The sequence below is a fragment of the Pseudonocardia sp. OZ21 genome (genome assembly GCF_059359135.1).
Map to the genome: position 1 here is coordinate 438100 of NZ_JCADBN010000002.1, position 26073 is coordinate 464172.

General features: G+C 69.8%; 23 protein-coding genes. 9 read left to right on the forward strand and 14 right to left on the reverse strand.

Translation table 11 applies throughout. The annotated features are described in order from the left end of the window. The first annotated feature begins 332 nt into the window (after positions 1 to 332). Entirely contained in the window at positions 333 to 1187 is an 855-nt protein-coding gene (gene ppk2, locus AC5L35_RS05695; protein WP_495058478.1) for a polyphosphate kinase 2, read from the forward strand. Between the two features lie 41 nt (positions 1188 to 1228). Here the strand turns inward: ppk2 and AC5L35_RS05700 are convergent, their stop codons facing one another. Next, positions 1229 to 1423: a hypothetical protein gene (locus AC5L35_RS05700; RefSeq protein ID WP_495058479.1), complete on the reverse strand. Its 195-nt coding sequence runs from the start codon at positions 1421 to 1423 to the stop codon at positions 1229 to 1231. Positions 1424 to 1598: 175 nt separating this feature from the next. Between AC5L35_RS05700 and AC5L35_RS05705 the strand changes: the two genes are divergently transcribed. After that, a complete protein-coding gene (locus AC5L35_RS05705) occupies positions 1599 to 1913 on the forward strand; it encodes a hypothetical protein (RefSeq protein ID WP_495058480.1) in 315 nt (104 codons plus the stop codon). Between the two features lie 37 nt (positions 1914 to 1950). Here the strand turns inward: AC5L35_RS05705 and AC5L35_RS05710 are convergent, their stop codons facing one another. Together AC5L35_RS05710 and AC5L35_RS05715 are read right to left on the reverse strand one after the other, a co-directional pair. After that, positions 1951 to 3261: a D-arabinono-1,4-lactone oxidase gene (locus tag AC5L35_RS05710; RefSeq protein ID WP_495058481.1), complete on the reverse strand. Its 1311-nt coding sequence runs from the start codon at positions 3259 to 3261 to the stop codon at positions 1951 to 1953. Then, entirely contained in the window at positions 3258 to 4703 is a 1446-nt protein-coding gene (locus AC5L35_RS05715) for an APC family permease (RefSeq protein WP_495058482.1), read from the reverse strand. Before AC5L35_RS05715 ends, AC5L35_RS05710 begins: the two co-directional genes overlap by 4 nt. A 480-nt stretch (positions 4704 to 5183) precedes the next feature. On the opposite strand from AC5L35_RS05715, the gene AC5L35_RS05720 reads away from it, so the two are divergent. Continuing rightward, positions 5184 to 6827: an L-lactate permease gene (locus AC5L35_RS05720; protein WP_495058483.1), complete on the forward strand. Its 1644-nt coding sequence runs from the start codon at positions 5184 to 5186 to the stop codon at positions 6825 to 6827. Between the two features lie 568 nt (positions 6828 to 7395). On the opposite strand, the gene AC5L35_RS05725 is transcribed toward AC5L35_RS05720, so the two are convergent. Together AC5L35_RS05725 and AC5L35_RS05730 are read right to left on the reverse strand one after the other, a co-directional pair. Continuing rightward, entirely contained in the window at positions 7396 to 7944 is a 549-nt protein-coding gene (locus tag AC5L35_RS05725) for a LysE family translocator (RefSeq protein ID WP_495058484.1), read from the reverse strand. Positions 7945 to 8077: 133 nt separating this feature from the next. Next, positions 8078 to 8365 (reverse strand): hypothetical protein, encoded by a 288-nt coding sequence (locus AC5L35_RS05730; RefSeq protein ID WP_495058485.1) that lies wholly within the window; start codon positions 8363 to 8365, stop codon positions 8078 to 8080. A 446-nt stretch (positions 8366 to 8811) separates the two neighbouring features. On the opposite strand from AC5L35_RS05730, the gene AC5L35_RS05735 reads away from it, so the two are divergent. Continuing rightward, positions 8812 to 10776, forward strand: coding sequence for a flavin-containing monooxygenase (locus tag AC5L35_RS05735; protein WP_495058486.1), 1965 nt, complete (start codon positions 8812 to 8814; stop codon positions 10774 to 10776). Positions 10777 to 11242: 466 nt separating this feature from the next. Then, entirely contained in the window at positions 11243 to 11473 is a 231-nt protein-coding gene (locus AC5L35_RS05740; protein ID WP_495058487.1) for a hypothetical protein, read from the forward strand. A 377-nt stretch (positions 11474 to 11850) separates the two neighbouring features. On the opposite strand, the gene AC5L35_RS05745 is transcribed toward AC5L35_RS05740, so the two are convergent. From AC5L35_RS05745 to AC5L35_RS05760, 4 genes are all read right to left on the reverse strand, one after another. Next, positions 11851 to 12198, reverse strand: coding sequence for a histone-like nucleoid-structuring protein Lsr2 (locus AC5L35_RS05745; RefSeq protein WP_169396642.1), 348 nt, complete (start codon positions 12196 to 12198; stop codon positions 11851 to 11853). Between the two features lie 220 nt (positions 12199 to 12418). Beyond that, entirely contained in the window at positions 12419 to 13051 is a 633-nt protein-coding gene (locus AC5L35_RS05750; RefSeq protein WP_495058488.1) for an ABC transporter permease, read from the reverse strand. 39 nt (positions 13052 to 13090) lie between these two features. Then, positions 13091 to 13258, reverse strand: a complete 168-nt coding sequence (locus AC5L35_RS05755; RefSeq protein WP_495058706.1) for a hypothetical protein — start codon at positions 13256 to 13258, stop codon at positions 13091 to 13093. Further along, positions 13255 to 13503 (reverse strand): hypothetical protein, encoded by a 249-nt coding sequence (locus AC5L35_RS05760; protein ID WP_495058707.1) that lies wholly within the window; start codon positions 13501 to 13503, stop codon positions 13255 to 13257. The genes AC5L35_RS05755 and AC5L35_RS05760 overlap by 4 nt, the downstream gene beginning before the upstream one ends. 983 nt (positions 13504 to 14486) lie before the next feature. Between AC5L35_RS05760 and chvE the strand changes: the two genes are divergently transcribed. The 4 genes from chvE (at position 14487) to AC5L35_RS05780 (ending at position 20372) form a co-directional block, all read left to right on the forward strand. Continuing rightward, complete coding sequence (gene chvE, locus AC5L35_RS05765) at positions 14487 to 15614, forward strand: multiple monosaccharide ABC transporter substrate-binding protein (RefSeq protein ID WP_495058489.1); 1128 nt, start codon at positions 14487 to 14489, stop codon at positions 15612 to 15614. 2 nt (positions 15615 to 15616) lie between these two features. Beyond that, positions 15617 to 17149 carry a multiple monosaccharide ABC transporter ATP-binding protein gene (mmsA, locus tag AC5L35_RS05770; protein WP_495058490.1) on the forward strand — a complete coding sequence of 511 codons (1533 nt, stop codon included), beginning with the start codon at positions 15617 to 15619 and terminating at the stop codon, positions 17147 to 17149. Between the two features lie 8 nt (positions 17150 to 17157). Beyond that, entirely contained in the window at positions 17158 to 18423 is a 1266-nt protein-coding gene (gene mmsB / locus AC5L35_RS05775; protein WP_495058491.1) for a multiple monosaccharide ABC transporter permease, read from the forward strand. A gap of 320 nt (positions 18424 to 18743) precedes the next feature. Continuing rightward, the gene (locus tag AC5L35_RS05780; RefSeq protein WP_495058492.1) at positions 18744 to 20372 is read left to right on the forward strand and encodes an eCIS core domain-containing protein; all 1629 of its coding nucleotides are present in this window, start codon (positions 18744 to 18746) and stop codon (positions 20370 to 20372) included. Here AC5L35_RS05780 and AC5L35_RS05785 read toward each other — a convergent pair. The 5 genes from AC5L35_RS05785 to AC5L35_RS05805 all read right to left on the reverse strand — a co-directional run bounded on the left by AC5L35_RS05785 (position 20369) and on the right by AC5L35_RS05805 (position 25818). Then, complete coding sequence (locus AC5L35_RS05785; RefSeq protein ID WP_495058493.1) at positions 20369 to 20620, reverse strand: winged helix-turn-helix transcriptional regulator; 252 nt, start codon at positions 20618 to 20620, stop codon at positions 20369 to 20371. The two genes, AC5L35_RS05780 and AC5L35_RS05785, sit on opposite strands and share 4 nt — an antisense overlap. A 118-nt stretch (positions 20621 to 20738) precedes the next feature. Further along, the gene (locus tag AC5L35_RS05790) at positions 20739 to 21854 is read right to left on the reverse strand and encodes an enolase C-terminal domain-like protein (RefSeq protein WP_495058494.1); all 1116 of its coding nucleotides are present in this window, start codon (positions 21852 to 21854) and stop codon (positions 20739 to 20741) included. A 12-nt stretch (positions 21855 to 21866) separates the two neighbouring features. Continuing rightward, positions 21867 to 22955, reverse strand: coding sequence for an L-dopachrome tautomerase-related protein (locus tag AC5L35_RS05795; RefSeq protein ID WP_495058495.1), 1089 nt, complete (start codon positions 22953 to 22955; stop codon positions 21867 to 21869). Between the two features lie 38 nt (positions 22956 to 22993). Next, positions 22994 to 24727 (reverse strand): ubiquinone-dependent pyruvate dehydrogenase, encoded by a 1734-nt coding sequence (gene poxB / locus AC5L35_RS05800; protein ID WP_495058496.1) that lies wholly within the window; start codon positions 24725 to 24727, stop codon positions 22994 to 22996. A 152-nt stretch (positions 24728 to 24879) separates the two neighbouring features. Then, positions 24880 to 25818, reverse strand: a complete 939-nt coding sequence (locus tag AC5L35_RS05805) for an NADP-dependent oxidoreductase (RefSeq protein ID WP_495058497.1) — start codon at positions 25816 to 25818, stop codon at positions 24880 to 24882. Positions 25819 to 26073 lie beyond the last annotated feature (255 nt).

Genomic DNA, 26073 nt, shown 5'->3' on the forward strand with positions numbered 1-26073 from the left:
ACGCTAGGCACGGCGCCCCGGGTTCATCTGGAGGCGTCGGGCTCCTCCCACACGGACCAAGGACCCGAATCCGGAGTTGAACATTCGTCGCCGACCCGGCGCCGTGGGCCCGGGCGGGCACCCCCACCGGGTACGAATGGCGGTGAACGCGAGACGGACCGGTGAGCGTCACCGGGTGAATGCAGTGAGAGACGGGGATCGAAGTGACTTCTGTCGACCAGGTCGTGAGCTCGTTCCGGCGAACTCCACGCGGCGTAGGCCATTCGGAGCGCACCCGCCGGGAACTGCGTGAGGCGTTGGCATCCGCGGACCTCCTGGACGGTCTCGACGGGATGACGGTTCAGGAACTCGACGACGACGAGACACTTCTGCTGGGCCCTGACGGCCGCGAGATCTCCACCTGGCAGCAGGACTATCCCTACGACGAGCGGATGAGCCGCGAGGAGTACGAGACCCGCAAGCGGGCTCTGCAGATCGAGCTGCTGAAGATGCAGTCGTGGGTCAAGGACACCGGGCAACGGGTCGTCGTGCTGTTCGAGGGGCGCGACGCCGCAGGCAAGGGCGGCACGATCAAGCGGTTCATGGAGCATCTCAACCCGCGCGGCGCCCGGGTGGTCGCGCTGGAGAAGCCGACGTCACGTGAGCAGACCCAGTGGTACTTCCAGCGCTACTTCAGCCAGCTCCCCGCGGCCGGGGAGATCATCCTGTTCGACCGGTCCTGGTACAACCGGGCCGTCGTCGAGCCCGTGATGGGCTTCTGCACCGACCACGAGTACCAGGAGTTCATGGCGCAGGCCCCCGGCCTGGAGTCGGCGCTGGTCGACAGCGGCATCCATCTGGTGAAGCTGTGGTTCTCGGTGTCCCGGGCCGAGCAACGCACCCGGTTCACGGTCCGGGTCATCGACCCGCTGCGGCAATGGAAGCTCAGCCCGGTGGATCTGGCCGCGCTGGGGCGCTGGGACGACTACACGCGGGCGAAGGAACAGATGTTCGCCAGGACCGACAGCCCGACCGCCCCGTGGACCGTCGTGAAGAGCAACGACAAGAAGAGGGGCCGGATCGCCGCGCTGAGCTGGGTGCTGTCCACTCTGGACTACCCGACGAAGGACGCTGACGTCGTCGGCACGCCCGACCCGCTCATCGTCGGCACACCCGCCCGGGTCTACGAGGCGAGTGAACGGCACTGATCCCTGGACACGAGCCGGACCGAGCGCGGCGGGGCGGACCGTCAGGAAACGGGGACCGACGCCTTCGCCAGCAGCCAGCGGAGCTTCCGCTCGTCGGCGGCGTCGTACTCGTGCGGAAGCAGGTAGACCGACGCCCGCCCGTCGCTGACCCGCACGATGTCGCCCCGGTCCCCGGGTGCCGCCGTCATGCCCAGCGGGTTCTGCAGCAACCGCGTCGCAACCAGGGGTCGCACCATCGCCTCCACGTCGTCGGTCCACGTGCTGGTGTGTGGACGCCACCGGTTGATCGGCGCCACACGGGCGTCCGTTGCACGGTGTGACGAAGCTTTCTCGGCGGCTACGCAAAGCATCCGCTCGCTACACCGCCGTGGCCGGTGGTCATCCCCCGCCCTGCTCGCTAGCGTGGGCACCGTGAGCCGATCACGTGTTCGGTCCTTTCTCGCCGGAGTTCTCGTCGGCAACAGCGCCCCGCACCTGGCCACCGCGATCACCGGCCGCCGCCACCTCACCCCGCTCGCGGGCCGACGGTCCGGTCCTGGGGTCAACGGGCTGTGGGGACTGGTCAACCTGCTCGGAGGCCTGCTCCTGCTCACGCCGGACACCCACCGGTCGCCGGGGCAGTGGGACGACGACCTCGTCGCGTTCGAAGGCGGTGTCCTCGCGCTCGCGGCGTGGATGCTCGCGTCGGAGCGAGTACTCCGGACGAACACGGACCCTGAGCGGTAGCGCCGGGTCGCGTGCGCGACCAGCCTGCCGGAGGAGGTCAGGGCGCGGAGCTACCCGGTGCCCCGAGCACGCGGTCGAGGTAGGCGTTGGTGAACCGGCCCTGCGGATCGAGCCGGTCGCGCACCGCCACGAAGCCGTCGAACGCCGGGTACCGCTCGCGCAGCGTCGCCGCCGTCTGGGTGTGCAGCTTGCCCCAGTGCGGGCGCCCGCCCAGCCCGGCCAGCACGGCCTCGACGGCCCCGAAGTACGCCTCGTGCGGCTGCCCGCGGTACACGTGCACGGCGATGTAGGCGCTGTCGCGACCGGCGGCGGTCGAGAGCGGGATGTCGTCGGCGGCGGCGAAGCGCACCTCCACCGGGAACGTGACAGCGCGGGCGTGGCGCTCCGCGGCGGCGCGCAGGCCGGCGAGCGCCTCGTGGATCGCCTCCCGCGGGACGGCGTACTCCATCTCCACGAACCGCACCCGCCGCGGGCTGGTGAAGACCCGGTAGGACCGGTCGACGTACTCGGCGGCGGCCATCTGCGCGGCCATCCGCCGGTTGATCGGCGGCACGAGCCGGGGCGCGGCCGCGCCGAGCCGGCAGGCGAGCCCGAAGGCGCCGTTGCCGAGCAGGTCGTCGCCCACCCACTCCGCGACGCGACCGCGGGCCGGGCCCGTCGCCTCGGTGCGGTTGTTGCTCTTGGTGGCGGCGATGTCGGTGTGCGGGAACCAGTAGAACTCGAAGTGCTCGTGGCAGGCGACCAGTTCGTCGAGGCCGGCGAGCACGTCGGGAAGCGGCATCGCGGTCTCGACCGCGTGCAGCCGGAACGCCGGGACGGCCTGCAGCGTCACGTGGGTGAGCACTCCCAGCGCGCCGAGCCCGATCCGCGCGGCGGCGAAGACGTCGGCGTGCTCGGTGGCGGAACAGGTGATCAGCGACCCGTCGGCCAGCACGATCTCCAGCGCCCGCACCTGGGCGGCGAGCCCACGGTGGGTGGCACCGGTGCCGTGGGTGCCGGTGGAGATCGCGCCCGCCACGGTCTGGGCCTCGATGTCACCGAGGTTGGGCAGGGCGAGCCCGCGCTCCCACAGCAGCGCGTTGAGCCGGTGCAGCGGCAACCCGGCGGGGGCGGTGACCAGCCCCGTCGTGCTGTCCACGAGCAGCAGGGCCGGGTCGGCAGGCGGCCGCAGCGCGATGTCCTCGGGCACGGCGATGGCGGTGAACGAGTGCCCGGAGCCGAGCGCCTTGACCCGCAGCCCGTCGCGTTCGGCACCCTTCACCGCCTCGACCACGTCGCCCGCGTCCCGCGCGACGACGGTGCGCCTCGGGTCGGTGCGCTGGTTGCCCGCCCAGTTCCGCCAGGTCATCGAATCTCCACGGGGTCGGTGCGGGCGGATCCCAGCCCGGCGGTGCCGTCGCGGAGCCTGCGCCGCAGCACGGCGACGTACCAGAGCCCGGCGAGCGCCAGCGCGGCGAGCACGACGTAGTCGGCGGAGCGGAACGCCTCGGGCAGCGTCAGCGCCGCCACCACCGCGACGAGCCACAGCACCGCCAGCACCGCGACGGGCAGGGCGGCGGCCCCGAGCCGGAAGCCGCCCTCCCCCGCATCGACCAGCGCCCGGCGCCGCGCGAGGTAGCCGCCGAGGGTGAGCAGGTAGACCAGGTACGGCACGAGCGCCGTGGCCCCCACCAGCACCGCGAACGCGTTGCCGTCGGCCGTGCCGTAGGCCAGCAGCACCAGGCAGACCACGAGCGAGACGACCAGCGCGGTGACGGGCGTGCCGGTACGGGGGTGCACCCGTGCCAACGCGGTGGAGAACGGCAGCATCGCGTCGCGCGCCATCGCGAAGATCAGCCGGGAGTTCGACGCGGCCGCCACCACGATCAAGGCGAACATCGAGAACACGACGATCGCGAGGAAGACCTTCGTGAGCACCGGGCCGAGCCAGTACTCCGCGATCGCGGCCAGCGGCACCGGCGACGCCTGGACCGCGGCCACGTCCGGGATGGCGAGGGTGAACCCGACCAGCGCGAACATCCCCAGCACGCCGGAGACCACGACGGACAGGATCATCGCCCGCGGCACCGCACGCCGGGCGTCGACGGCTTCCTCGGCCATGTCGGCCGCCGCCTCGAAGCCGACGAGGGTGAAGATCCCGATCAGTGCGCCGCCGACGACGGCGTCGGCCAGCGGCGCCTCGGTGGCGGTGGTGAACAGGAAGCCGAACCCGTGGCCGCCGCCGGGGACGTCCGCCCCGCCCCGCACCCACGCCAGGAACACCACGACGCTGAGCACGACGGTGCCGATGATCTCGGCGAACACCGCGACGTTGTTGACCCGCGCGGCCAGTTGCACCCGCACGATGTTGACGAGGTCGGCGACCACGAGCGCCAGCACCGCGATGAACAGCAGGAGCCGGACGTTCCCCGCGTCCAGCCCGAGGACGGTGGCCGTCAGCGGCGCGAGCCCGATCAGCGCGATCCCGGGGAGGCCGACGGCGCCGTAGAGCACGCCGAGGGACCCCACGACGTAACCGAAGCGGGGTCCGACCAGCCGGGCCGTCCACTGGTAGTTGGCGCCGGCGAGCGGGAAGTACCCGGCCAGCTCGGCGAGGACGAGCACCACGAGGAACTGGCCGACGGCGGCGACCGGCCAGAGCCAGATCGCCGCCGGGCCGAGCTGGGTGAGTCCGTACGCGTAGTTGACGAAGATCCCCGTGGTGATGGAGACGATCGAGAACGCGATCGCGAAGAGGGCGAACCGGCGGAGCACCCGCGGAAACTGCGCCGCGTACCCGAACTCACCCATCGCGCCCCCTGTGTCAGGTGGATCACACTCTGCGACGGGTGATCACGCGTGTCAATCGCCGGGACGACGCGTCGTGCTCATGCGGGCCCGGCACCGTATCCAGGGGTCGTCCCGGCGCGATCCCCGATTCGGTCACACCGGACGAACAGCTCCGGAGAGGGTCGGCCACCCGATCGCGCCGCCCGGCATGTCGGGTGACGTCCCCCACACAGCAGCGGCCGGGGAACCGTGCTCGGGCACCGTTCGATTCGGGTGCGGTGTGACGGAAGTCGTCCGATTCGGCGGGCATGGGTGCCGAGGCGCGCCGCCACCGGTCGAACCGTGGGAGAGCGGGGCGTCCCGGACATTTCCGGACGCACTGCCCCATTCCTGGGGCAGCTCCTTGAACGACTGAGCCGGATAACACATGAACCGATGGCAAAATCCGCGATCATGTGGTCCGCGTCAGCATTGCCGGTGCCGTTGGAACCGTCCCGTCCGGTGACCTTCGTCCTCGCCGCCTATCGCCAGAATCCCGAAGCCGTCGGCCATTCGCTCGGCCTGTCCGCGCTGGCCTCCGTGGTCCCGCTCGCGGTCGTACTCGTTCTCCTGGGAGTACTGCGGGTCCGGGCCCAGTGGGCCGCCCTCGCCGGGCTCGCTGCGGCGCTACTCGTGGCGATCCTCGGGTTCGGGATGCCCGCCGGGATGGCCCTCTCGGTGGCAGCGCACGGGGCGTTCTACGGGCTCCTGCCGATCATGTGGATCGTCGTGAGTGCCCTCTGGGTGTTCAACATGACCGTGGCCACCGGCCATTTCGACATTCTGCGCCGCAGCTTCGGTGCGCTGTCGACCGACCAGCGGACCCAGGCGATCCTGGTGGCGTTCTGCTTCGGCGCCCTGCTGGAGGCACTGGCCGGATTCGGCGCCCCCGTCGCGATCACCTCGGTGATGTTGATGGCGCTGGGGTTCAAGCCGCTCAAGGCCGCCGTGGTCGCTCTCGTGGCCAACACGGCGCCGGTCGCGTTCGGGGCCATGGGAGTCCCGGTCATCACCCTGGCCGGTGTCGCCGGCCTGCCGTTGAACACGGTGGCGTCCACGATCGGCAGGCAGACCCCGGTGCTCGCCGTGTTCGTCCCGCTCGTGCTCGTGTTCCTCGTCGACGGCAGGCGCGGCCTGCGCGAGGCGTGGGTGCCGGCCCTCGGGTGCGGGGTGGTCTTCGCGATCACCCAGTTCGCCGTGTCGAACTACGTGTCAGTGCCGCTCACCGACATCCTCGCGTCGCTGCTCGCCGCGATCGCGGTGATCCTGCTCGCGCGCGCCCGGCCCGACGCGGTCTGGGCGGCGCGGGAGCCCGCGCTGGCGGCCTCCGGTGGCCCCGGCACGGTCGCGACGCCGGACTCACCCGCTGACGTCCGCAAGGCCTACGCGCCGTACGTGATCATCGTGGTCGTGTTCGCGCTCGACCAGCTGCCCGGCCTCAAGCCGGTGCTCGACTCCCTCAAGCTCGCGTTCACCTGGCCGTTCCTCGACATCATCGGGACCAACGGCAAGCCCCTGATGTCCAGCACCACGCAGTACTCCCTGACCTGGTTCTCCACGGCGGGCACGCTGATGGTCGTCGCCGGGCTGATCGTGGTGCCGCTGCTCGGCGTGGGGGCCAGACGCGCCGCCGCCACGTGGGTGCGCACGATCGTCGATCTCCGCTGGGCGATCCTCACGGTGGCCTCGGTGCTGGCGCTCGCGTACGTGATGAACGCGTCGGCACAGACCACGGCGATCGCTCTCATCATCGCCTCCGCCGGCGGGGCGCTCGCCTTCTTCTCCCCCGTGCTCGGGTGGCTCGGCGTGGCCGTCACGGGTTCGGACACGTCGTCGAACGCGTTGTTCGGGGCCTTGCAGGTGACCGCGGCGCGCAGCACCGGACTGCCTCCTGAGCTGCTCGCGGCCGCCAACTCCTCGGGCGGGGTGCTGGGCAAGATGCTCTCCCCGCAGAACCTGACGATCGCCGCCGTCGCGGTGAAGCTCGAGGGTCAGGAGGGCGTGCTCCTGCGCAAGGTGATCGGCTGGAGCGTGGGGATGCTGCTCGTGCTCGCCGTCCTCATCGCGCTGCAGGCCACCCCGGTGCTGGGCTGGATGCTGCCCTGACCGCTGCGGTCCCATCGTGCCGGCGAACCGGAGGAAGTCGCCGATGGTGACGATCGGGTTGCCGGACTCCGGGTGCACTCCGGCGCCCGGGTCGCAGCCACCCGCAGGGCGCAGTGTAGGACGTCGGGTCGGCCCGCAACCGGCCGCGGAACGTGCTCCCCCGGAACGGGGTTGCCCTCCCGGCCCGTCTGGGCCGCGGTACCGACCACCAGGTCGATCCCGTTGTAGAACGGCGCGGCCTTCGTCTGCAGGCCGCCGCCCGGCCGGAGGGCCCGTCGCCGATGTTCGCTCGGCGAATGGCTCGTTACGCCCCCGGCCCGACCCGCGCCGAGCTTCCGGCCGCTGTCGAGACCAAGGCGCTCGGATCGAGCCGGGCCGCCTGACCGGCGCGGTGGGGACGGGCGCGGTGGGGATCGGCGCCGAGGATCGACGCCCCCGACACCACACCCGGGATCGTCCCCATCCCACCCAGACCCACCGCACGCTCACCGAGCGGTGGCCCTTCGCCGGCAACGAGCGAGGCCGTTTCTGCATCGGATGATGCCCCGGCGCATCGTGGACGAAGCCCTCAGACGAGGTCGTCCACGGCGAGGAGCCCGGCGAGGTCGATGAAGCAGATGCTGCTGCCGAGATCGACCCGGCGCTGGGTCCGGGCGGGAATGCCACTGCCCAGCGCACCGATGCGGCTCCCGAGCGCGATGTAGCCGAGGCCGACGATCAGTTCGACGACCAGGTACGCCGCCCCGAGCAGGGCGATCCGGATGTCGACGCCGCTTCCGGCCTCACCGGCGAACTGGGGCAGCAGCGCGGCGAAGAGCAATATGGCCTTGGGGTCGCTGATCGCGACGACGAACTCGTTGACGACGAGCCGCCGCAGGCTCCCACCTCCGGTCGGGGGCGGGGTCAACGAGTCGATCGGGTTGGGCAGTGCACGCCGCAGCCCGGTGATCCCGAGCCAGGCGAGGTAGCTGACTCCCACCCACTTGACCGCCATCAGCGCCGTCGGTGAGGCGGCGAGCGCTGCACCGAGCCCCGCGACGACCAGCCCGATGAGGACGACGAAGGCGACCAGCCGCGCTCCGACTCTCGCGAGGGCGTGCCCGACGCCGTAGCGCACCGCGTTTGCTCAGGCCGAGGAGTTGGTTCGCCCCGGGGATGAGCGACACGAGCACGGCGGCCGGAGTGAATCCCGCCAAGTTGATCCTTTGATCTCCTCGCCCCGCCGGCTGGTGTTCCTGGTCGGACGGCCGTCACCGGCACAGCTGCACCCGCCGCTGCGCGGCGGGCGTTTCGGCAATCCCATCGACAGGGACGGATCCGTCGCCGTGCCGGTTCAGGATGGTGGGCGGCACCACAGGCACCACGTTCACCGCGGGACCGGCCCTCGGGGCGCACAACCGGTCCCGCGACGGCAGGGGCAGAGCAGGCAGCCAAGGGTGATGGGCAACGACCAGATCAGCGAGCCGGTGCGCACGCCGGGACAGCGCGCAGCAGACGGCGGAGAGGGCCGCCAGCGGCTCGTCGTCCTCGTCCCCCATGGCGAGGACCCGATGTGCTGCGGTGGTGATGGCGACCAGCTGGCCGTCACGGCGCTCTGGCCGCGGTCCCCTGGCCGAGCCAGTACTCCGCGTCGCGGTCCAGCGGCACCGGCGACGCCTGGAAGCGGCGAGAGTCGGCGGACAGGTAGACATCGGCGGGCTCGTGACGGGCACGTCACGTTCGCCGGAGTGCCGGTCGGCGAGTTCGACCACGCCTTTCCGCCTCTCGTCGAGCGCCAGACCAGCGGCTCTGCCACCAATGCGTGCTTTGAGTGGAGCGGACGGTTGCAGCCCAGGAGCCGATTCATCCCGACATCTCCCGATCCATGCGTACCCGCGTGCGTCATATCACCGCCGCCGCGTGGCGGCCGTCACCAAGCACTGATCAGAAGATCCAGAACATCTAAAGTTGATCGGCGATCCCACTTCTGGGACAGAAGACTCCGATGCTGTTCCAGCCTGCACGCTTCCGGATAGCCGAGATGAAGGGATCCCGAATGGCCGTTACCGAGCAAAGCGGACTACCACTCGACGGGCTCCGGCAGAGTCTCGATGTTGTGGATCCGGTGGCGCTGCTGCTGACTTCGACGCATCTCACCGGAGATCGTGGTCTTCTGCGCGAGGAATGGCGTCCTGATCTCTCGGTCGGCGTGGTGGCCGGTGGCTACCCCGCGGAGACCCGGGACGACATCGGCCGCGCCTGTGTGGCGGCGTTGGAGCGCGTGGGCGCCGGCTGGGAGCGGGCTCGGCCAAGCTATGACCTGTTGGAGCGTTCCGTCGAGTGGGCCATGGGCGCCGCGTTTGCTCCTTATACCTCACTGCTTGCCGAGTCGCTGTCCTTCGGACCGGGCGACGATCCCGGTATGCCGCTGTGGCATCGCTCCACGATGGCGCCGGCCCCGCAGCTTCGGGTGGCGATCGTCGGTGCCGGCGAGACGGGGATGTTGATCGCCCACCGCTTGCGACAAGCCGGGGTGCAGGTCATGGTGTTCGAGAAGAACCCGGACGTCGGCGGTACGTGGCACGACAACACCTATCCCGGAAGTCGGGTCGACCTCTCCAGTGCGGTCTACCGCTACTCCTGTCACCCGAGCAGCTGGGACGGTCACTTCAGCACTCAGCCGGCGATGCAGGCCTATCTGCGCGAGTTCGCTGAGGAAAATGGACTCTACGAGGACATCGAGTTCAACTCGGAGGTACTTTCCAGCTCTTGGGACGACGCCAACCGGGACTGGGTGCTCACCGTGCGCTCCGACGACAACATCCGTGAGGTTCGAGCCACCCTGCAGGTGAACGCGGTCGGGCAGCTGAACCGGCCGCACATCCCTGCCATTCCCGGATCCGAGCAGTTCGATGGACCGGCGTTTCATACCGCACGCTGGAACCACTCGATCGACCTGACCGGCAAACGGGTTGGGGTGATCGGCACGGGGGCGAGCGGGATGCAGATGATCCCCGTGATCGCCGAGCAGGCCGCCGAAGTGCGGGTGTTTGCTCGGACATCCACGTTTCTGTTGCCGACTCCGCATCTGCGGCACGACCTCGGCGAGGCGGAGAAGAGGTTGCTCGCAGAACTGCCGCATTACCGAGCCTGGTACCGCGCAGTGGCCTTCCTACCGGGCATCGAGGGAATGCTGTCCGCGGTGACCGTCGACCCGAACTATCCGCCGACCGAACGCGCCGTGTCGGCCACCAGTGAACAGATGCGCGCGGCACTGCAGGCATGGATCGACGCTCAGACCGAGGACGACCTGCAACTACGCGAGGCGCTGACACCCCGAGCACCGTTCGGCGCGAAGCGCTGGGTGGCCGACGACGGCACCTGGATCGCCACTCTCAAGAGACCGGACGTACACCTCGTGCGTGATCCGATCAAGGAGATCACCGAGAGCGGGGTGCGCTGCGCCGACGACCAGCTGCACGAGCTCGACGTCCTGATCTATGCGACCGGCTTCCGTGCGTCGGAGTTCCTCGCCCCCATGCAGGTCACCGGGCGCGACGCTGTTGATCTGCAGCAGCACTGGGCCGGCGACGACGCACGCGCCTACCTGGGCAGCTGCGTGCCCGGCTTCCCGAACTTCTTCTGCCTGTACGGGCCGAACACCAACGTCGTCGTGCACGGGGCATCGCTGTTCTTCATCTCCGAGTGCCTCGTCCGGTATGTGGTCGATGCCGTCCGGACGATGCTCGAGACCGGTAGCAGCGTGATCGAGGTTCGCGAATCGGTCGCCAGAGCCTACGACGAGAGACTGGACGAAGTGAGTACTCAGCGCGCCTGGGCATTCTCCTCGGTGAGGTCCTTCTACAAGAACAGCACCGGACGTTCCACGCTGCTCTGGCCGTTCACCGCGATGGAACTCTGGCAGCGCACGCACCGCATCGACCCGGCAGACTTTCTGCTGCGTACCTGAGTACCACGCCGGGCAGGCAGGAATGCAGGTGGGTCCGCTCGACCTACTGCCCTTGTCCGTCGCCGGGGCCGAGGTCTACGGCGATGCGGACGTGCAAGCGAGGACGGCGCGGTGGCCGGTGATGGAAGTGCATCGGCGGCAACCCCGGCCCGCGTCCGGGGTTCGTCGTCCGCAGCGGCATGAAGGCCCTCCGGCCAAGGTGGACGAGGAAGTGGGCAATGCCTACCACTGGCCTACCACTGGTGGTACTCACGGTCCTGTTGTCGAGGGGGCGAATTCGAGCGGGTATACCGCTCGGTACCGCCCCTACGGCTGGGGAATCGTCGCCGCTGCAAGGAGAGGCGGCTCCGTCGGCTGAGGCGCGAGCGGCCGGCGCGCCGGTCTCCGACATCCCGGATCTCGGGGCTGGAGGACCGACACCGGTCATCCGTCATCGACGATGATCCGGTGACGAGCTGGTAGCCGTATGGCGACGTACCAACCCCACTGGAACGGGAGCCCGTTCGGCCTCGTGCCCGCCGGGGTGCTGCGCGAGGTGTACGACAAGGCGGGCGACGACCTGCCGGACAGCCGCAGCGGTATCACCAGACCGATCTCGCCGACTCCCTGTCGTGCCCACCGTGCTGCCACGGTCGGGCTGCCGAGGAGGACGACGGCGACCGGGCTGATCCCCCGGGCGCCCGCGAGCGAGCCGTGACGGTGGTCCGGCCGCCACCGGGACAGCTGCGCGGCCGGCGTGCCGACCGGGATCACTCACCTCCTCGCTCACGGCGATGCGGCATGGCCGACGCAGCGCAGAACGACGCCCACAAACCCAAAGATGCGCCCTTCCCTGTGCAGGAAAGGGCGCATCCCCGTTCGAGATTTGTCCGGACGGCGCGAGTGCCGTCGGGTGCTGTGGAAAAGCTGCTGGAACCGACGGGGGCGAACGGCCGTGCGCTGGATCACCCGTTGCAGCGATCGTGGGTGACGGGGGGTCGGGACGAGGGGCCGGGTCGGGACGAGGAGCCCACAATCAGCCCTGCCGCACGGTGTGGCGGGCGTCCCTACGACCGCCGGTGTGCCTCGCTTTCGCTAGGAAGCCGAACCGCGCTGCGCGTAGGCCTCGAGAACGGAGTGGGGGATGCGTCCGCGGTCGGAGATCTCGTGCCCGTTCTGCCGAGCCCACTCCCGCACCGCTGCGGTGTGCTCCCGGTCGCTCGCGGCCGGACGTGCGGATCGAGCGGTGGCCGAGGACTGGCGACCGCTACCGCCCCGACGGGCCGCGGCGACGAAAGAAGCCAGGGAGTCCCGAAGTCGCGCGGCGTTCTCGCCGGACAGGTCGATCTCGTACTGGCGACCGGCGAGAGCAAACGTCACCGTCTCGTCGGCTTCCGAACCGTCCAGGTCGTCGACGAGTCGGGTTTGAACTTGCTGGGCCACAGTGCACTTCCATTCGATGAGTTCTCGGCGGGCCGGCCGATACTCTCGAAAAAGCACCGTGAACGTCAAGTTGGCCCGCCGAAGAGAGACACAGGAACTACCGGGTGGTCGGCCACCGGGAACGATTCGTCCTGTTGAGAGGCGCGATCTCCGCAGAACCATCCACAGATTTTCTCCGGCCCGTGCGGCGTGTCACCCACCCGGTAATGCGCCTGGGGCGTCAGTTCCATCGACGCAGCAGCCGGCGCTCGGCAAGCCCGAGGATGCCGTCGGTGATCTTCCCGAGCACCGCGAGCAGCACGATCGCGAGAAGCAGAATGTCCGTGCGCCCGGTGTTCTGGCTGTCGATCAGGAGAAACCCGAGCCCGATCGACGAGGCGATCAGTTCGGCGGCCACCAGGAACAGCCATCCCTGGGCCAGACCGAGGCGCAGCCCCGACAACGCGGCCGGGGCGATCGCCGGCAACTGGACCTGGACGAACAGCCGCACGCCCGAGCGGCCGTAGGCCTTGCCGACCTCGACGAGATGGCGGTCGACGTGGGCGAGCGCGGCCGACACGGTGGTGTAGACGGGGAAGAACGCCCCGATCGCCACGAGCGTGATCTTCGGGGTCTCGCCGATGCCGAGCCAGCGCAGCAACAAGGGCACCCAGGCCAGCGACGGCACCGCCCGCAGCGCCTGGATCGACGGCGCCAGCAGCGCACGCGCCGGACGGGACAGCCCGATCACGCCGCCGAGCACGAGACCGGATCCGGCACCCGCGGCGAAGCCGAGGAGCACCCGCTGGGTGCTGATGCCGATGTGCTGCCAGAGCTCGCCGCGTGTCACCAGCTCCACCAGCGCCGCCAGCACCGCTCCCGGGGTGGGCAGCTGGGACGGCGAGAACTCCCCCTACGTCGCCAGCAGCTGCCACCCCAGCACGAAGAGCACCGGGACGAGCAGTCCGAGCCGCACCGCACCGCCGAGCCGCCGGACGCCGCCGCCCCACCGCGGGCCGGGGCGCACGTCCGCCGAGGTCGGGTCCGTCCGGGCCCCGGTGTCGGGATCGGTGAGCGTCACGACCCGCCCGCTCGGCCCCCGGAGGTGGTGCCCTTGGCCTGCTCGGCGAAGCGTGGCTCGAAGAGCGTGGCGAGAGCGGCGGTCGCCTCCGGCTCCGAGCGCACCAGGCCGTCGGAGACGAGCAGCGGCACCAGCCGCGACAGGACCGCGCGCTGCGGCTCGCCGGGCACCGGGTCGATGCCCAGTTCCGTGCGCGTCCACGACCGCCGCCCTCGGCTCGATCCCGTCGACCCTGGCGCCGCCACCTCGCCACCTCGCCACCTCGCCGCCGGTCGGCCGGTCGAGGCCTGCGACGAGGCGGAGCAAGGTCGACTTCCCGCAGCCCGACGCCCCGAGCAACGCCACCACCTCGCCTGTCGCGACGTCGAGGTGATCCCGCGGAGGACGACGTGGGCGCCGTCGCCGGTGCCGAACACGCGGTCGACGCCCTCGAGCGTCACGGGAACAGCGGCCACTCGCGTGGCTGTGGTCTGCACGAATATGTCCTTGTCGGGCGGCGCGGAGGGTGCGGCGGCGTTCCTCAGGCCCGACAGGCGGCGCTGGCGGCGTAGCCCAGATCCAGCCAGAGCCGCTCGGCGAGCTCGTCGCCGACACCGCGATCCGTCTGCGCCACGGGCCAACGAAATGGGGCGGCCACCGGCTCGCGCAAGACGAGCGGCCCGTCGCCGGGACGGGCACCGGGGCCCGATGCTCCTGGTAGGTGACCGGCCCTTGTGGACACTCGGTCGACCACGACGTCCGCGGTCCGGGGCAGCGGGCGCGCCGGACCGCCCCCCTGCGCGCGCAGAGCTTGCCCCCGCCAAGATGTGAGCGCTAACATTCGCCGCCGCGGGTCTTCACGGCGCCGCCTGCTCCCGGACGAAGGTGTCCCATGGCATCGATTCACCCAGCACCTCACGGTCACCGTGAGCGTGCACCTCGGGTGGCTGTCCGGACCGCACACGGGTGGCCGCGCCGCCGCAGGGACGACGTCCCGCTGCGTCGTCACCCGCTGCGTCGAGTCCCGCTGCGTCGTCACCCGGCGCGCCCATGGCGTGATGGGCCGCGTGCCGACGACCAGCGAAGTCCCGCCCCGCCGAGCACGGCTGCCCGCTTCCTGCGGCGTCGAGTGCTCGGCGGACATCCCCCCGCGTGATCGGTACCGGCACCGACTGCACGCCCTGACTCCAGGGCTCCTCGACGTGCACCCGATGCCGGCTCACGGACCCATCTATTCACTGGAGAGAAGATGAAGCTGGCACGGCTGGCCGCAGTGGCCGGGAGCATCGTGCTCGCCACGGCACTCGCGGCCTGTGGTTCGAGCGAGAAGACCGTCGACCAGGAGGCCGGGGCGACGACCCCGGCCGCCGGGAGCCTGGTGGGCGTCACCATGCCGACGAAGTCGTCCGAGCGCTGGATCCACGACGGCGACAACATCAAGGGCGCCCTGGAGAAGCTCGGCTACTCGGTCGACCTGCAGTACGCGGAGAACGACATCCCGACGCAGGTCAACCAGATCGAGAACCAGATCAGCAAGGGCGCGAAGCTGCTGGTCGTCGCCTCGATCGACGGCACGGCGCTCACCACCCAGCTGCAGGCGGCCGCCGACAACAAGATCCCGGTGATCTCCTACGACCGCCTGATCCGCAACAGCCCGAACGTCGACTACTACGCCACCTTCGACAACGCCACGGTGGGCGTGGACCAGGCCAACTCGCTGCTCACCGGCCTGGGGCTCAAGAACGCCGACGGCACGGACGGCACGGCCACCGGCCCGTTCAACATCGAACTGTTCGCCGGGTCGCCCGACGACAACAACGCCACCTTCTTCTTCAACGGTGCGATGTCGGTGCTGAAGCCCTACATCGACAAGGGCACCCTGGTCGTCAAGAGCGGGCAGACCGACTTCACCACCGTCGCGATCCTGCGGTGGGACCCGGCCACGGCGCAGCGGCGCATGGAGGACCTGCTCACCTCCACCTACAGCGGTGCCAAGGTCCAGGGCGTGCTCTCCCCCTACGACGGCCTCTCGATCGGCATCCTGTCGGCCCTGAAGAGCAATGGCTACGGCACCGCGGGTCAGCCCTACCCCATCGTGACCGGTCAGGACGCCGAGGTCGCCTCGGTGAAGTCGATCATCGCGGGTGAGCAGTACTCCACCGTCTACAAGGACACCCGCCAGCTCGCCGACGTGACCGTCAAGATGGCCGACGCCGTGCTGAAGGGCGCCAAGCCCGAGGTGAACAACACGACCGACTACGACAACGGCAACAAGGTCGTGCCCTCGTTCCTGCTGCAGCCGGTGGTCGTCGACAAGAACAACTACCAGAAGGTGCTCGTCGACTCGGGCTACTACACCGCCGACCAGCTGAGGTAGTGATGACCGCCGACGAGATCCTGCGGATGCGGGGCATCACGAAGACGTTCCCCGGTGTGAAAGCGCTGGCGGACGTCAACCTGTCGGTCCGCCGCGGGGAGATCCACGCCATCTGCGGTGAGAACGGCGCCGGGAAGTCGACGCTCATGAAGGTGCTGTCCGGGGTGTACCCGCACGGCTCCTACGAGGGCGAGATCCACTTCGACGGCGAGCTCTGCACCTTCTCGAGCATCCGCGACAGCGAGCAGCGCGGAATCGTGATCATCCATCAGGAGCTGGCCCTGTGCCCCCAGCTCTCCATCGCCGAGAACGTCTTCCTCGGCAACGAGCAGGCGACCCGCGGCCTGATCGACTGGAACCGCACCAACCACGAGGCCGCGGCTCTCCTGGCCCGGGTCGGGCTCGCGGAGAACCCCGTGACTCAGGTGCTCGATCTGGGGGTCGGCAAGCAGCAGCTGGTGGAGATCGCGAAGGCCCTGTCGAAGGAGGTGCGGCTGCTCATCCTCGACGAGCCGACCGCGGCGCTCAACGACGACGACTCCGCGCACCTCCTGGACCTGCTGCGCGGGCTGCGGGAGGAGGGCATCACGTCGGTGATCATCTCCCACAAGCTCAACGAGATCGCGGCCGTCGCCGACTCGATCACCATCATCCGCGACGGCCGGTCGATCGAGACGCTGAACATGCGCACCGACGAGGTGACCGAGGACCGGATCATCTCGCTGATGGTGGGCCGCGACCTCGAGAACCGCTTCCCGCCCCACGAGCCGCACGTGGGCGAGGAGGTGCTGCGGATCGAGGACTGGACGGTGCACAGCCCCACCCAGCCCGACCGGGCCGTGGTCTCGGGCGCCAACCTGACCCTGCGCCGCGGCGAGATCGTCGGGTTGGCCGGCCTGATGGGCGCGGGGCGCACCGAGCTCGCGATGAGCGTGTTCGGCCGGTCCTACGGCACCAACATCTCCGGACGTCTGGTCAAGGACGGCAAGGAGATCGAGGTGCGCTCCGTGCAGGACGCGATCCGCCACCGGATCGCCTACGTCACGGAGGACCGCAAGCGCTACGGGCTCAACCTCATCGAGGACATCAAGCGCAACGTCTCCGCGGCCCGGCTGGGCAAGCTCGCCCGCCGGGGCTGGGTGGACGACAACGAGGAGTACAAGGTCGCCGAGGGGTTCCGGCGCAGCCTGAACATCAAGGCGCCGACCGTCCTCAGCGTGACCGGCAAGCTCAGCGGCGGGAACCAGCAGAAGGTCGTGCTGGCGAAATGGATCTTCTCCGACCCGGACGTGCTCATTCTCGACGAGCCGACCCGCGGCATCGACGTCGGCGCCAAGTACGAGATCTACACGATCATCAACGCGCTCGCCGCCGAGGGAAAGGCCGTGCTGGTCATCTCGTCGGAGCTGCCGGAGCTGCTGGGCCTCTGCGACCGCATCTACGCGCTGTCGAGCGGCCGGATCACCGGTGAGGTGAGCCGCGAGGAGGCAACCCAGGAACGGCTCATGCACTACATGACCACGGAACAGGAGTAGGCGACCCCATGTCCACCACCACCTCCGCAGACGTCGGGGCCACCGCGGAGGGCGGGACTCCCCCGCCCCAGCTCCCGCCGCGGTCGCCCGCGCTGCGCCGGTTCTCGATCAACCCCCGGCAGAGCGGCATCTACGTCGCCTTCGTGCTGATCATCGTGCTGTTCTCGGTGCTCACCGACGGCGCGCTGCTGCAGCCGCAGAACATCTCCAACATCATCGTCCAGAACTCCTACATCCTCGTTCTGGCGATCGGCATGATCCTGATCATCATCGCCGGGCACATCGATCTCTCCGCGGGATCGGTCGTGGCGGTCACCGGAGCCATCTCCGCGGTGCTGATGGTCGACCTGCACGTCCCGTGGCCGCTGGCGGTGCTCGTCACGCTCGTCGCGGGCGCGGTCATCGGGGCCTGGCAGGGGTTCTGGATCGCCTACTTCGGCATCCCGGCCTTCATCGTCACCCTCGCGGGCATGCTGCTGTTCCGCGCCCTCACCCTCACGGTGCTCGGCAACCAGGGCATCGGCCCGTTCCCGGACCCGATCCGCACGCTGTCCAACGGCTTCACCGAGGGCTATCTGGGCAACATCGGGCTGGGCCCGCTCGGCGGCGCCGACCTGCTGAGCCTGCTGGTGGGACTCGCGGTGGTGGCCGGTATCGCCGTCACGCAGTGGCGCCAGCGCGCCGGCAGGCTCGGCTACGGCCAGGTCGTCGACCCGCTGCCGATCTTCGTCCTCAAGATCGCACTCGCCGCGGTCGTCGTGCTCGCGGTCGTGGTCCAGCTGGCCCGGTTCAAGAACCTGCCGTGGGTGCTGGTGCTGCTCGCGGTGCTCGTGCTCGGGTACACGCTGCTGACCACCCGGTCCGTCTTCGGCAGGCACATCTACGCGGTCGGGGGCAACCTGTCGGCGGCCACGCTGTCGGGTGTGAAGGTCAAGTCGGTCACCTTCTGGATCTTCGTCAACATGGGCGTGCTGGCGGCGCTGGCCGGCGTCATCTTCGCCGGCCGGCTCAACCAGGCCGGTCCGACCGCGGGCACCAACTTCGAGCTCGACGCGATCGCCGCGGCGTTCATCGGCGGTGCGGCGGTGCAGGGCGGGGTCGGCAAGGTGGTCGGAGCGATCACGGGCGGACTGATCATGGCCGTGATCAACAACGGCATGTCGCTGATCGGTGCCCCGAGCGAGCGCGTCATGCTCGTGAAGGGGCTCGTGCTGCTCGCCGCCGTCGCCTACGACATCTGGACCAAGCGCCGGGCGGGCTCGGCCGCCCGGTGACCGCGTGGCCGCTTCCCTGAACGCGGCGGAGCGCCCCTGACCTGCGGAGCCGAGCTCCACGGGTCGGGGGCGCCGTCGCGTGCGCACGAAACGCATGTCCCGTCGGGCAGAGCGGTGTGCCCTTCCAGCCGACCGTGCGGCCCTGGCAACCGGCCCACTGGTCCGGTGATACTCCGCATGCGGACTGCCGTCGCCTCGCGAGCAGCGCGATCCGGAACCAGGGAGACCCCTCGATGCGTGAACGGTCCGCGGAACAGTCACGCGAGCCGACGTCGAGGGCTACCCCGGCGCGGACGCAGCCGTCCGGGTCCGCGCCTCACGTGCCTGGCCTGCCGCTGGGATCGGCCGAGGTGGCGGCCCTGCAGCGGTCCGCCGGCAACGCCGCGGTGACCCGGATGATCGACCAGCAACGCCATGAGCACGGGCCTGGCGACGGGCAGTCCCCCGAGCCCGTGCAGCGGTCCACTGTGCACGAGGTGCTGCGTAGCACGGGACAACCGCTGGGCACAGGACTGCGCGAGGAGATGGAGGCCCGCTTCGGCGGCGCCGACTTCTCCGACGTACGTCTGCACAACGACACCCAGGCGCGGCGTTCCGCCGAGGAGGTCGGCGCCCGTGCCTACACGTCGGGCAGCAGCGTGGTCATCGGTACGGGCGGGGCCGACAAGCACACGCTGGCGCACGAGCTCGGGCACGTCCTGCAGCAGCGACAGGGCCCGGTCGGCGGCACGGTCGACCATCGCAGCCTAGCGATCTCCAGCCCCACCGACCACCTCGAGGTGGCGGCGGAGCGGCAGGCGTACGAGGTGATGAGCGGTCCGGTGCCGGTGCTGCGCAGGCCCGTGGACGGCGCCCCGGAGACCGCTCCGGCCGACGCACACCACGCCCCCGCCGTCCAACGTGCTCCTCTGAACATCCTTCACCAGGGAGCCGGGGCAACGGCACGGCAGATGTTGGACTCCGACCAGGAGGACGACGTCCGCGACTACGTCTTCACCTCTCTGGGGAAGGGAGACCGTGAGGCGGTCGAGCTGGTCCTGAAGCGGCTGCAGGCCTTGGACCCCCCACCGAAGTACCTCGAGAACCTCACCGAGGTGGTCTCGGCGCTCCCTTCCGAAGAGCGCCCCCGGATCCCCTCCCTGGTCCATTTCATCTGGATCGGTGGCAACATCAGCAAGGGCGCCCTCGGCAACGTCCTCGACTGGGCCGCCAGGGCACAGAACACGGACTGGCGCATCAACCTGTGGACCGACAAGAGCAGCAAGTGGCGCTTTGCCGACTCGGCGCGGGTCAGAGTGACCAAGGCCATCGAGTTCAAGTACGTCGAGGACGCCCTCGACGAGCGCCTGGCGACTACCTACATGACGGCGACGACAGGGCAGCAGAAGGCGTATCCGCTGGCCTCCGACATCGCCCGGTACAGCATTCTCAAGAAGTACGGCGGCGTCTACGCCGATGTGGACCTGGGAGCCGGAACAGTCGACCTGAAGGAGACCGGGGCCGCTCTCCGGGAGAACGACGCCCCCGTTCTCGGTCCGCTCATCCGCGACACGAAGCACCTGAACACGGTCCTCGGGGAGGCGGGAGCCGAGAAGGCGACCGGCCGGCCGACGGCCGAACAGGTCAAGGTCGCGGCGGATTACCTGCTCAGCACCGGTGGCTACGGCAACCACTTCATCGCGGTGCAGAAGGACTCCGCCGTCATGGAGAAGATGATCAGTAAGATTGCCGGCAAGATCGAAGGTATGGACGCCGAGGAACTGCACATGGCCGGCCCGGCGGCAACCGGACCGTTCGCGCTCATGCAGGTGGTGGACGAGCACCTGGGCCAGGAGTTCGGTGTCGAGAGCCTCCAGAAGGGCGAGCACGCGCTGTTCCAGGCCGCCGGAAAGCAGTTCCATGACCGGATGCAGTGGCTGACCCCCGAGAGCGAGAACCAGAACTACTAGTGGGTTCCGGTCACCGGGGGAGCCTCTGCGGCGGCATCCCGCTCCGCTCGCGCCTGGTCGTACGCCGCACGGGCGTCGACGACGGTACTCATCCGGCCTTCCACCCACTGGATCATGGCGCGCATCCGTTCCCCGGCTTCCCGGCCCGTCTCGGTGACGGTGTAGTCGACGTGCGGCGGGATCACGGGCCTGGCGTTGCGATGGACGAAACCGTCGCGTTCCAGCGTGTGCAGCGTCTGGGCGAGCATCTTCTCGCTGACGCCGCTGCGCTCAAGGGCTTGTCATGAACTGAACGCCGCAGGATCCGACTGTCGGCCCCGCGAAGGGCGGACAGCCGGATCTCACGGCGCAGGCGGCGTGTCCGGATCAGGCCACCAGATACTTGGTCACCGCGGCCTCGTCCCACGCCACCCCGGTGCCGGGGCGGGCGGACGCGGTGATGTGCCCGTCCACCGGCACCGTCGGTTCGGCCAGCACCGGGCTCGCCCAGTCGACCCACTCCAGCCAGTGTGCGGTGGGGCTCACGCGGAGCAGATGTGAGGCGATCTCGGGGTAGAGGTGGCTCGACAGCTGCGTTCCCGCGGCGGCGGCCAGTCCGGCCACCTGCAGCCAGCCGGTGACGCCGCCGATGCGCATCAGGTCGGCCATGGCGTAGGGGACGGTCCCGGCCCTGATGGAGTTGAACAGGTCACGCGGCCCGTAGTAGTTCTCCCCCAGCTGTACTGGGGTGCGTACCCGTTGCTCGAGCTTCCCGTACCCCTCGACGTTGTCGTAGCGGATCGGCTCCTCCAGCCAGTACAGCCCCTGCTCGTCGAGGTCGTGGCACCGCCGGACCGCGTCGCCGTAGCCCAGGGCCTGGTTGAAGTCCACCATCACGTCGATGTCCGGACCGACCCCCTCGCGCACGGCCTTGATCGCGTCCAGGTCGTCCTGCAGCCGGGGGTGGCCCAGGCGCAGCTTCATCGCCGTGAAGCCGCCCTCGTCGCGGAGCTCGGACGCCTCCTCCGCGAGGGTGTCGATCTCATGGCGCCACAGCCCGTTGCTGTTGTACGCGCGTACCGGCCCCACCGTGCCGCCGAGCAGCTCGACCAGCGGCATGCCGGCCGCCTTCGCGAGCGCGTCCCACATCGCCATGTCGACGGCGGCGCGGGCGATCAGCGAGATGCCGGCGATGCCGACGACGTTCAGGTCCTTGCCGAACTGGGTGAAGGCGTCCACCGGGGCGATGCGCTTGCCGCGCCACACCTCGCCGAGGTCGTGGATCTCCGCGACGATCGCCGGCATCGCGGCCGCCCGGTACGGGGCGATGTAGCCGCTGCCGACCACACCGTCGCTGGTCTCCACGTCGACCAGGACCATCGGCCAGCGGTCGAACCGGCCGATGTCGGCGATGACGGGCCGCCGAAGCGGAACGATCACCGGGCGGGCACGCACGGCGCTCAAGGTGGGCTGCGTGCTCTCGAAGTCAAGGGTTTCTGACACTGTGGGTTCCTCTCAGGCAGCGCCGGTCAACCGGACCGGGTCGGCGCCGACGTGCACTCGGATGATCTGGTAGGGCGGCACCCGCGTATCGACTCCGTCGTTGAACAGCGGGGTCCGCGGGAGCTGGTTCACGCTCACGTACAGAAAGCCGTCGGCGGCGAGTGCGAGGGTGTCCGGCCACAACAGGGCCGGGCCGTGCAGCACGGTCGACCAGGTGCCGTCGACGTCGCGGCGAAGCACCGCGCTGTGCTCGTAGGCCGTCGAGTACACCGCGCCGCCGGTGTCGGACTCCAGGCCGTCGGATGCGCCCTTGTCGCCCAGGTCGACGACGGTGTCGGCCACCTGGTCGTCGTCCAGCGAGCGGTCGAGCAGGGCGCTGGTCTCCACGCTGTAGAGCCGCCGGCTCGACAGCGGGCAGTAGTAGAGAAGGCTCCCGTCCGCGCTGATCGCGATGCCGTCGGCGCCCACCTGGTAGTTCTCCCGGACGACACCCTGCACGACCGCGCGGAACCCCGCCGTCGCCACCGTGGTGGCGTGGCCTCGCAGCCGTGCCCAGCTCTCCCCCGAACCGAGGTCGACCACGATCAGCGCGCCCTCGGGCTGGGAGTCGGTGAGATAGGCGTACCCGCCGGTGCCCCGCGAGAAGTCGAACCGGACGTCGTTGAGATACGTCGTGGCCGTGACCGCGGCCGGGTCGAGCCGGACGACCCGCACGACCTGGTCGGTTGCGGGATCGACCTCGACCAGTTTCGGGCCGTTCTCCAGCCATGGCGCGAACGAGAGGCTGCCCGTGTCCAGCAGCCACACGTGGCCTGCCGGGTCGGTGATCACACTCTGCACCGACACCAGCTGGTCCGCGTTCCGCTCCTCGCTCCATTCGTTGATCGCGCGGTCGGGATAGGCCACCGCCTTCCCGTCGACGATCTCGGCGACGGTGTAGGGCACGTCGTCGCCCCACCGCGGAAAGGACACGAAGACGCGGCCGTCGTTCGTGACGGTCACGCCGGTGGGCATCAGGTCGTCGATCTCGGCGACCACTTCGTAGTCGGGAGCCACCCAGCTACCCAACGGAGCGGCGGCGGAAGAAGCTTCGGACGACATGGCTCTCCTTCGATCGGAATTATGGAATTGCCGGCGTCCTATTGGAGGATTCGCCGGGCGACATTGGTCGTGACGAGATCGAGCAGTTCCTCACCGCGGCCGGACAGGATCGTCCTGATCGCGTAGAGGGTGAAGCCTTTCGCCTGCTCCACCGTGATCGCCGGCGGCACGGACAGTTCCTGGCGGGCGGTGAAGACCTCGACGAGGGCCGGGCCATCGTGGGCGAATGCCGCCTTCAGGGCACCGTCGAGATCACCCGGGCGCTCGACCCGCTGCCCGAACACCCCGGCCGCCGACGCGACGTCGGCCAGCCGCGGGTTCTCCAGGTCGGTCCCGTAGTTGACGAAACCGGCCGCCTTCATCTCGAGCTCGACGAAGTTGAGCGACGCGTTGTTGAACACGACGACCTTCACCGGCAGGCGGTTCTGGACGGCCGCGAAGAGCTCACCGAGCATCATCGTGAGACCACCGTCGCCCGCCAGCGCGACCACCTGACGGCCGGGGTACGCCGCCTGCGCGCCCAGCGCGTGCGGCAGCGCCACCCCCATCGACCCGTGGTTGAACGACCCGAGCAGCCGCCGCCGGCCGTTCATGTGCAGGTAGCGGGCCGCCCACACCACCGGCGAGCCAACGTCCGTGGTGAACACCGCGTCGGGGGCGGCCAGCTCGTTGACCCTGCTGGCGACGAACTGCGGGTGGATGGGGGTGCGCTCGTGGTCGTTCACGGCGAGCCCGTCGAGCGACTTGCGCGTCTTCTCGTAGTGCGCGCGAGCCCGGTCGAGGTGGTGCCGCTCGGTCTTCGTCTCGACGAGGGGCAGCAGTGCCTCGATGGTGTCCTTCACCGTGCCGACCAGACCCAGGTCGACGTGGGTGCGCCTGCCGATGTGACTGCCGCGGATGTCCACCTGGATCACCGTCGCGTCGCTCGGATAGAACTGCCGGTACGGGAAGTCCGTGCCCAGCATCAGGAGGGTGTCGGCCTCGTCGATCGCCTTGTACCCGGAGGCGAAGCCGAGCAGGCCCGTCAGCCCGACGTCGTACGGGTTGTCGTACTCGATGGCGTCCTTGCCCCGCAGGGCGTGCACGATCGGCGCCTTCAACGCCTCGGCGAGCGCGAGCAGCTGGCTGTGGGCACCGGCCGCACCCGCACCACCCAGGATGGTCACGCGCCGAGCCGAGTTCAGCAGGGCCACCGCCTGCTGCAACGAGCTGTCGTCCGGCCGGACGACCGAGCGCGTCGCGCGCACGGCCGCCGGCCTGACGTGGCTGTCGACCTTGCCGAGAAGCACCTCCCCCGGCACGACGACCACGGACACGCCGTTGTTCTCGACCGCCGCGCGCATGGCCATCTCGAGGATGCGCGGCGCCGCCTCCGGCGTGCTTATCAGCTCGGTGTAGACAGTGCACTCGGTGAACAGCTTCTGGGGGTGCGTCTCCTGGAAGTACTCGGACCCGATCTCGGCCCCCGGGATGTGCGCGGCGATCGCCAGCACCGGCACCCGGCTCTTGTAGGCGTCGAACAGTCCGTTGATCAGGTGCAGGTTTCCCGGACCGCAGCTGCCGACGCACACGGCCAGCTCGCCCGTCAGCCCGGCTTCGGCGGCCGCGCCGAGTGCGGCGGACTCCTCGTGCCGGACGTGTACCCAGTCCAGCGTCCCGTCGCGCCGCAGCGCATCCGTGAATCCGTTCAGCGAATCGCCGGGCAGTCCGTAGACGCGGTGGACACCGCTGGCCTTGAACGAATCGATGATGTGGTCGGCGACCGTTTCCATGCGCGAGCCTCCCTTGGGTTCCAGGTGGGACGGGGTCCACTCTCCTCAGGACCGGAGGGCGGGCCATCGGTCGAATGACTGTGCACGTCGCACCCCACCGGATATGCGCAGCCCACGGACTCGCAAATGACTCGCGACAATGCCAGAAATGGTCATGGGGTGATCGCGATCTTGCCGGGGGCGTGGGGCCGTTCGGAGGCACGATGAGCGTCCGCCGTGTCCGCGAGCGCGAACCGGTCACACACCACAACACTCAGTTCTCCCGAACGGACCAGCCCGACCAGACCGTCGAGCCCGGCCGCGTCGGGACGGACCAGGAAGTCGGTCCATCGGACGCCGCGATCGGCCGCCGCCGCGCTCAGATCAGGGGTCGAGCCGGCGGGAACCGACACCAGAAGACCGCCCGTACACAGGATCGACAGTGACCGCACGGAGTTCTCGCCACCGATCAGGTCGAGCACGACATCGACCTCACCTGCCACATCCTCGAAACGCGTCGTGCGGTAGTCGATCAGTTCGTCGGCGCCCAGTTCCGTCAATGCCTCGTGGCTGTCGGCGGTCGCCGTACCGAGGACGTACGCGCCGCGCGCCTTCGCGATCTGCACGGCCAGGTGCCCGACACCCCCGGCCGCGGCGTGGATCAGCACCCGCTGTCCGGCACCGACGGACGCCACGGTCACCAGTGCCTGCCAGGCCGTGAGACCGGACAGCGGCAGGCAACCGGCGTGGACCATGTCGATCTCCGGCGGTTTGCGCACGAGTTCCCGTGCCGGCGCGGTGACGTACTCCGCGTATGCCCCGGCCGCGCGGGGAAAGCGGGGCAGCCCCAGCACCTCGTCACCCACGGAGAACCGGTCGACCCCTGCGCCCAGCGCCGCCACGACCCCCGCGACGTCCCAGCCGAGGGTGAGCGGCAGGTCACGCAGCCGGCTCACCCCCTCCCGCGTCTTGCCGTCGACGGGATTGACGCTGGTGCCCAGCACGCGGACGAGCACCTCGCCCTGGCCCGGCTCGGGACGGGGAACGTCCTCGTAGCGCAGCGCGTCCGGGCCACCGAACTCGTACAGCCGGATCGCCTTCATCGGTGTCATCGCAGCCCTTCCTCGTGTCGACCTCCGCGCGACAGTGCCCGGAGGGCGACGCCCCGCCATCGACAGAACGACTGGCGGCCCGCAGCCGCCCGGGGGTGCGGACGACGCGCCGTTCTCCTACGGACCGGCCCCGGCGCCCTGCCTGGGTGTTATGGCGCACAGGTCGGGTTCGGCCCATCAGTCAAATGACTCCGATCGCAGTCCTGCCTGTATTCCGCATGGCGAGCGCAGAAGCGGCTGGGTTACCTCGAAGGC

Coding starts and splice junctions, on each gene's coding strand:
- ppk2 (WP_495058478.1), top strand. CDS start 333: ATGACGGTTCAGGAACTCGACGACGACGAGACACTTCTGCTGGGCCCT.
- AC5L35_RS05700 (WP_495058479.1), bottom strand. CDS start 1,423: ATGGTGCGACCCCTGGTTGCGACGCGGTTGCTGCAGAACCCGCTGGGC.
- AC5L35_RS05710 (WP_495058481.1), bottom strand. CDS start 3,261: ATGACCTGGCGGAACTGGGCGGGCAACCAGCGCACCGACCCGAGGCGC.
- AC5L35_RS05715 (WP_495058482.1), bottom strand. CDS start 4,703: ATGGGTGAGTTCGGGTACGCGGCGCAGTTTCCGCGGGTGCTCCGCCGG.
- AC5L35_RS05730 (WP_495058485.1), bottom strand. CDS start 8,365: ATGGGGGACGAGGACGACGAGCCGCTGGCGGCCCTCTCCGCCGTCTGC.
- AC5L35_RS05735 (WP_495058486.1), top strand. CDS start 8,812: ATGCTGTTCCAGCCTGCACGCTTCCGGATAGCCGAGATGAAGGGATCC.
- AC5L35_RS05740 (WP_495058487.1), top strand. CDS start 11,243: ATGGCGACGTACCAACCCCACTGGAACGGGAGCCCGTTCGGCCTCGTG.
- chvE (WP_495058489.1), top strand. CDS start 14,487: ATGAAGCTGGCACGGCTGGCCGCAGTGGCCGGGAGCATCGTGCTCGCC.
- mmsA (WP_495058490.1), top strand. CDS start 15,617: ATGACCGCCGACGAGATCCTGCGGATGCGGGGCATCACGAAGACGTTC.
- mmsB (WP_495058491.1), top strand. CDS start 17,158: ATGTCCACCACCACCTCCGCAGACGTCGGGGCCACCGCGGAGGGCGGG.
- AC5L35_RS05785 (WP_495058493.1), bottom strand. CDS start 20,620: ATGCTCGCCCAGACGCTGCACACGCTGGAACGCGACGGTTTCGTCCAT.
- AC5L35_RS05795 (WP_495058495.1), bottom strand. CDS start 22,955: ATGTCGTCCGAAGCTTCTTCCGCCGCCGCTCCGTTGGGTAGCTGGGTG.
- poxB (WP_495058496.1), bottom strand. CDS start 24,727: ATGGAAACGGTCGCCGACCACATCATCGATTCGTTCAAGGCCAGCGGT.
- AC5L35_RS05805 (WP_495058497.1), bottom strand. CDS start 25,818: ATGACACCGATGAAGGCGATCCGGCTGTACGAGTTCGGTGGCCCGGAC.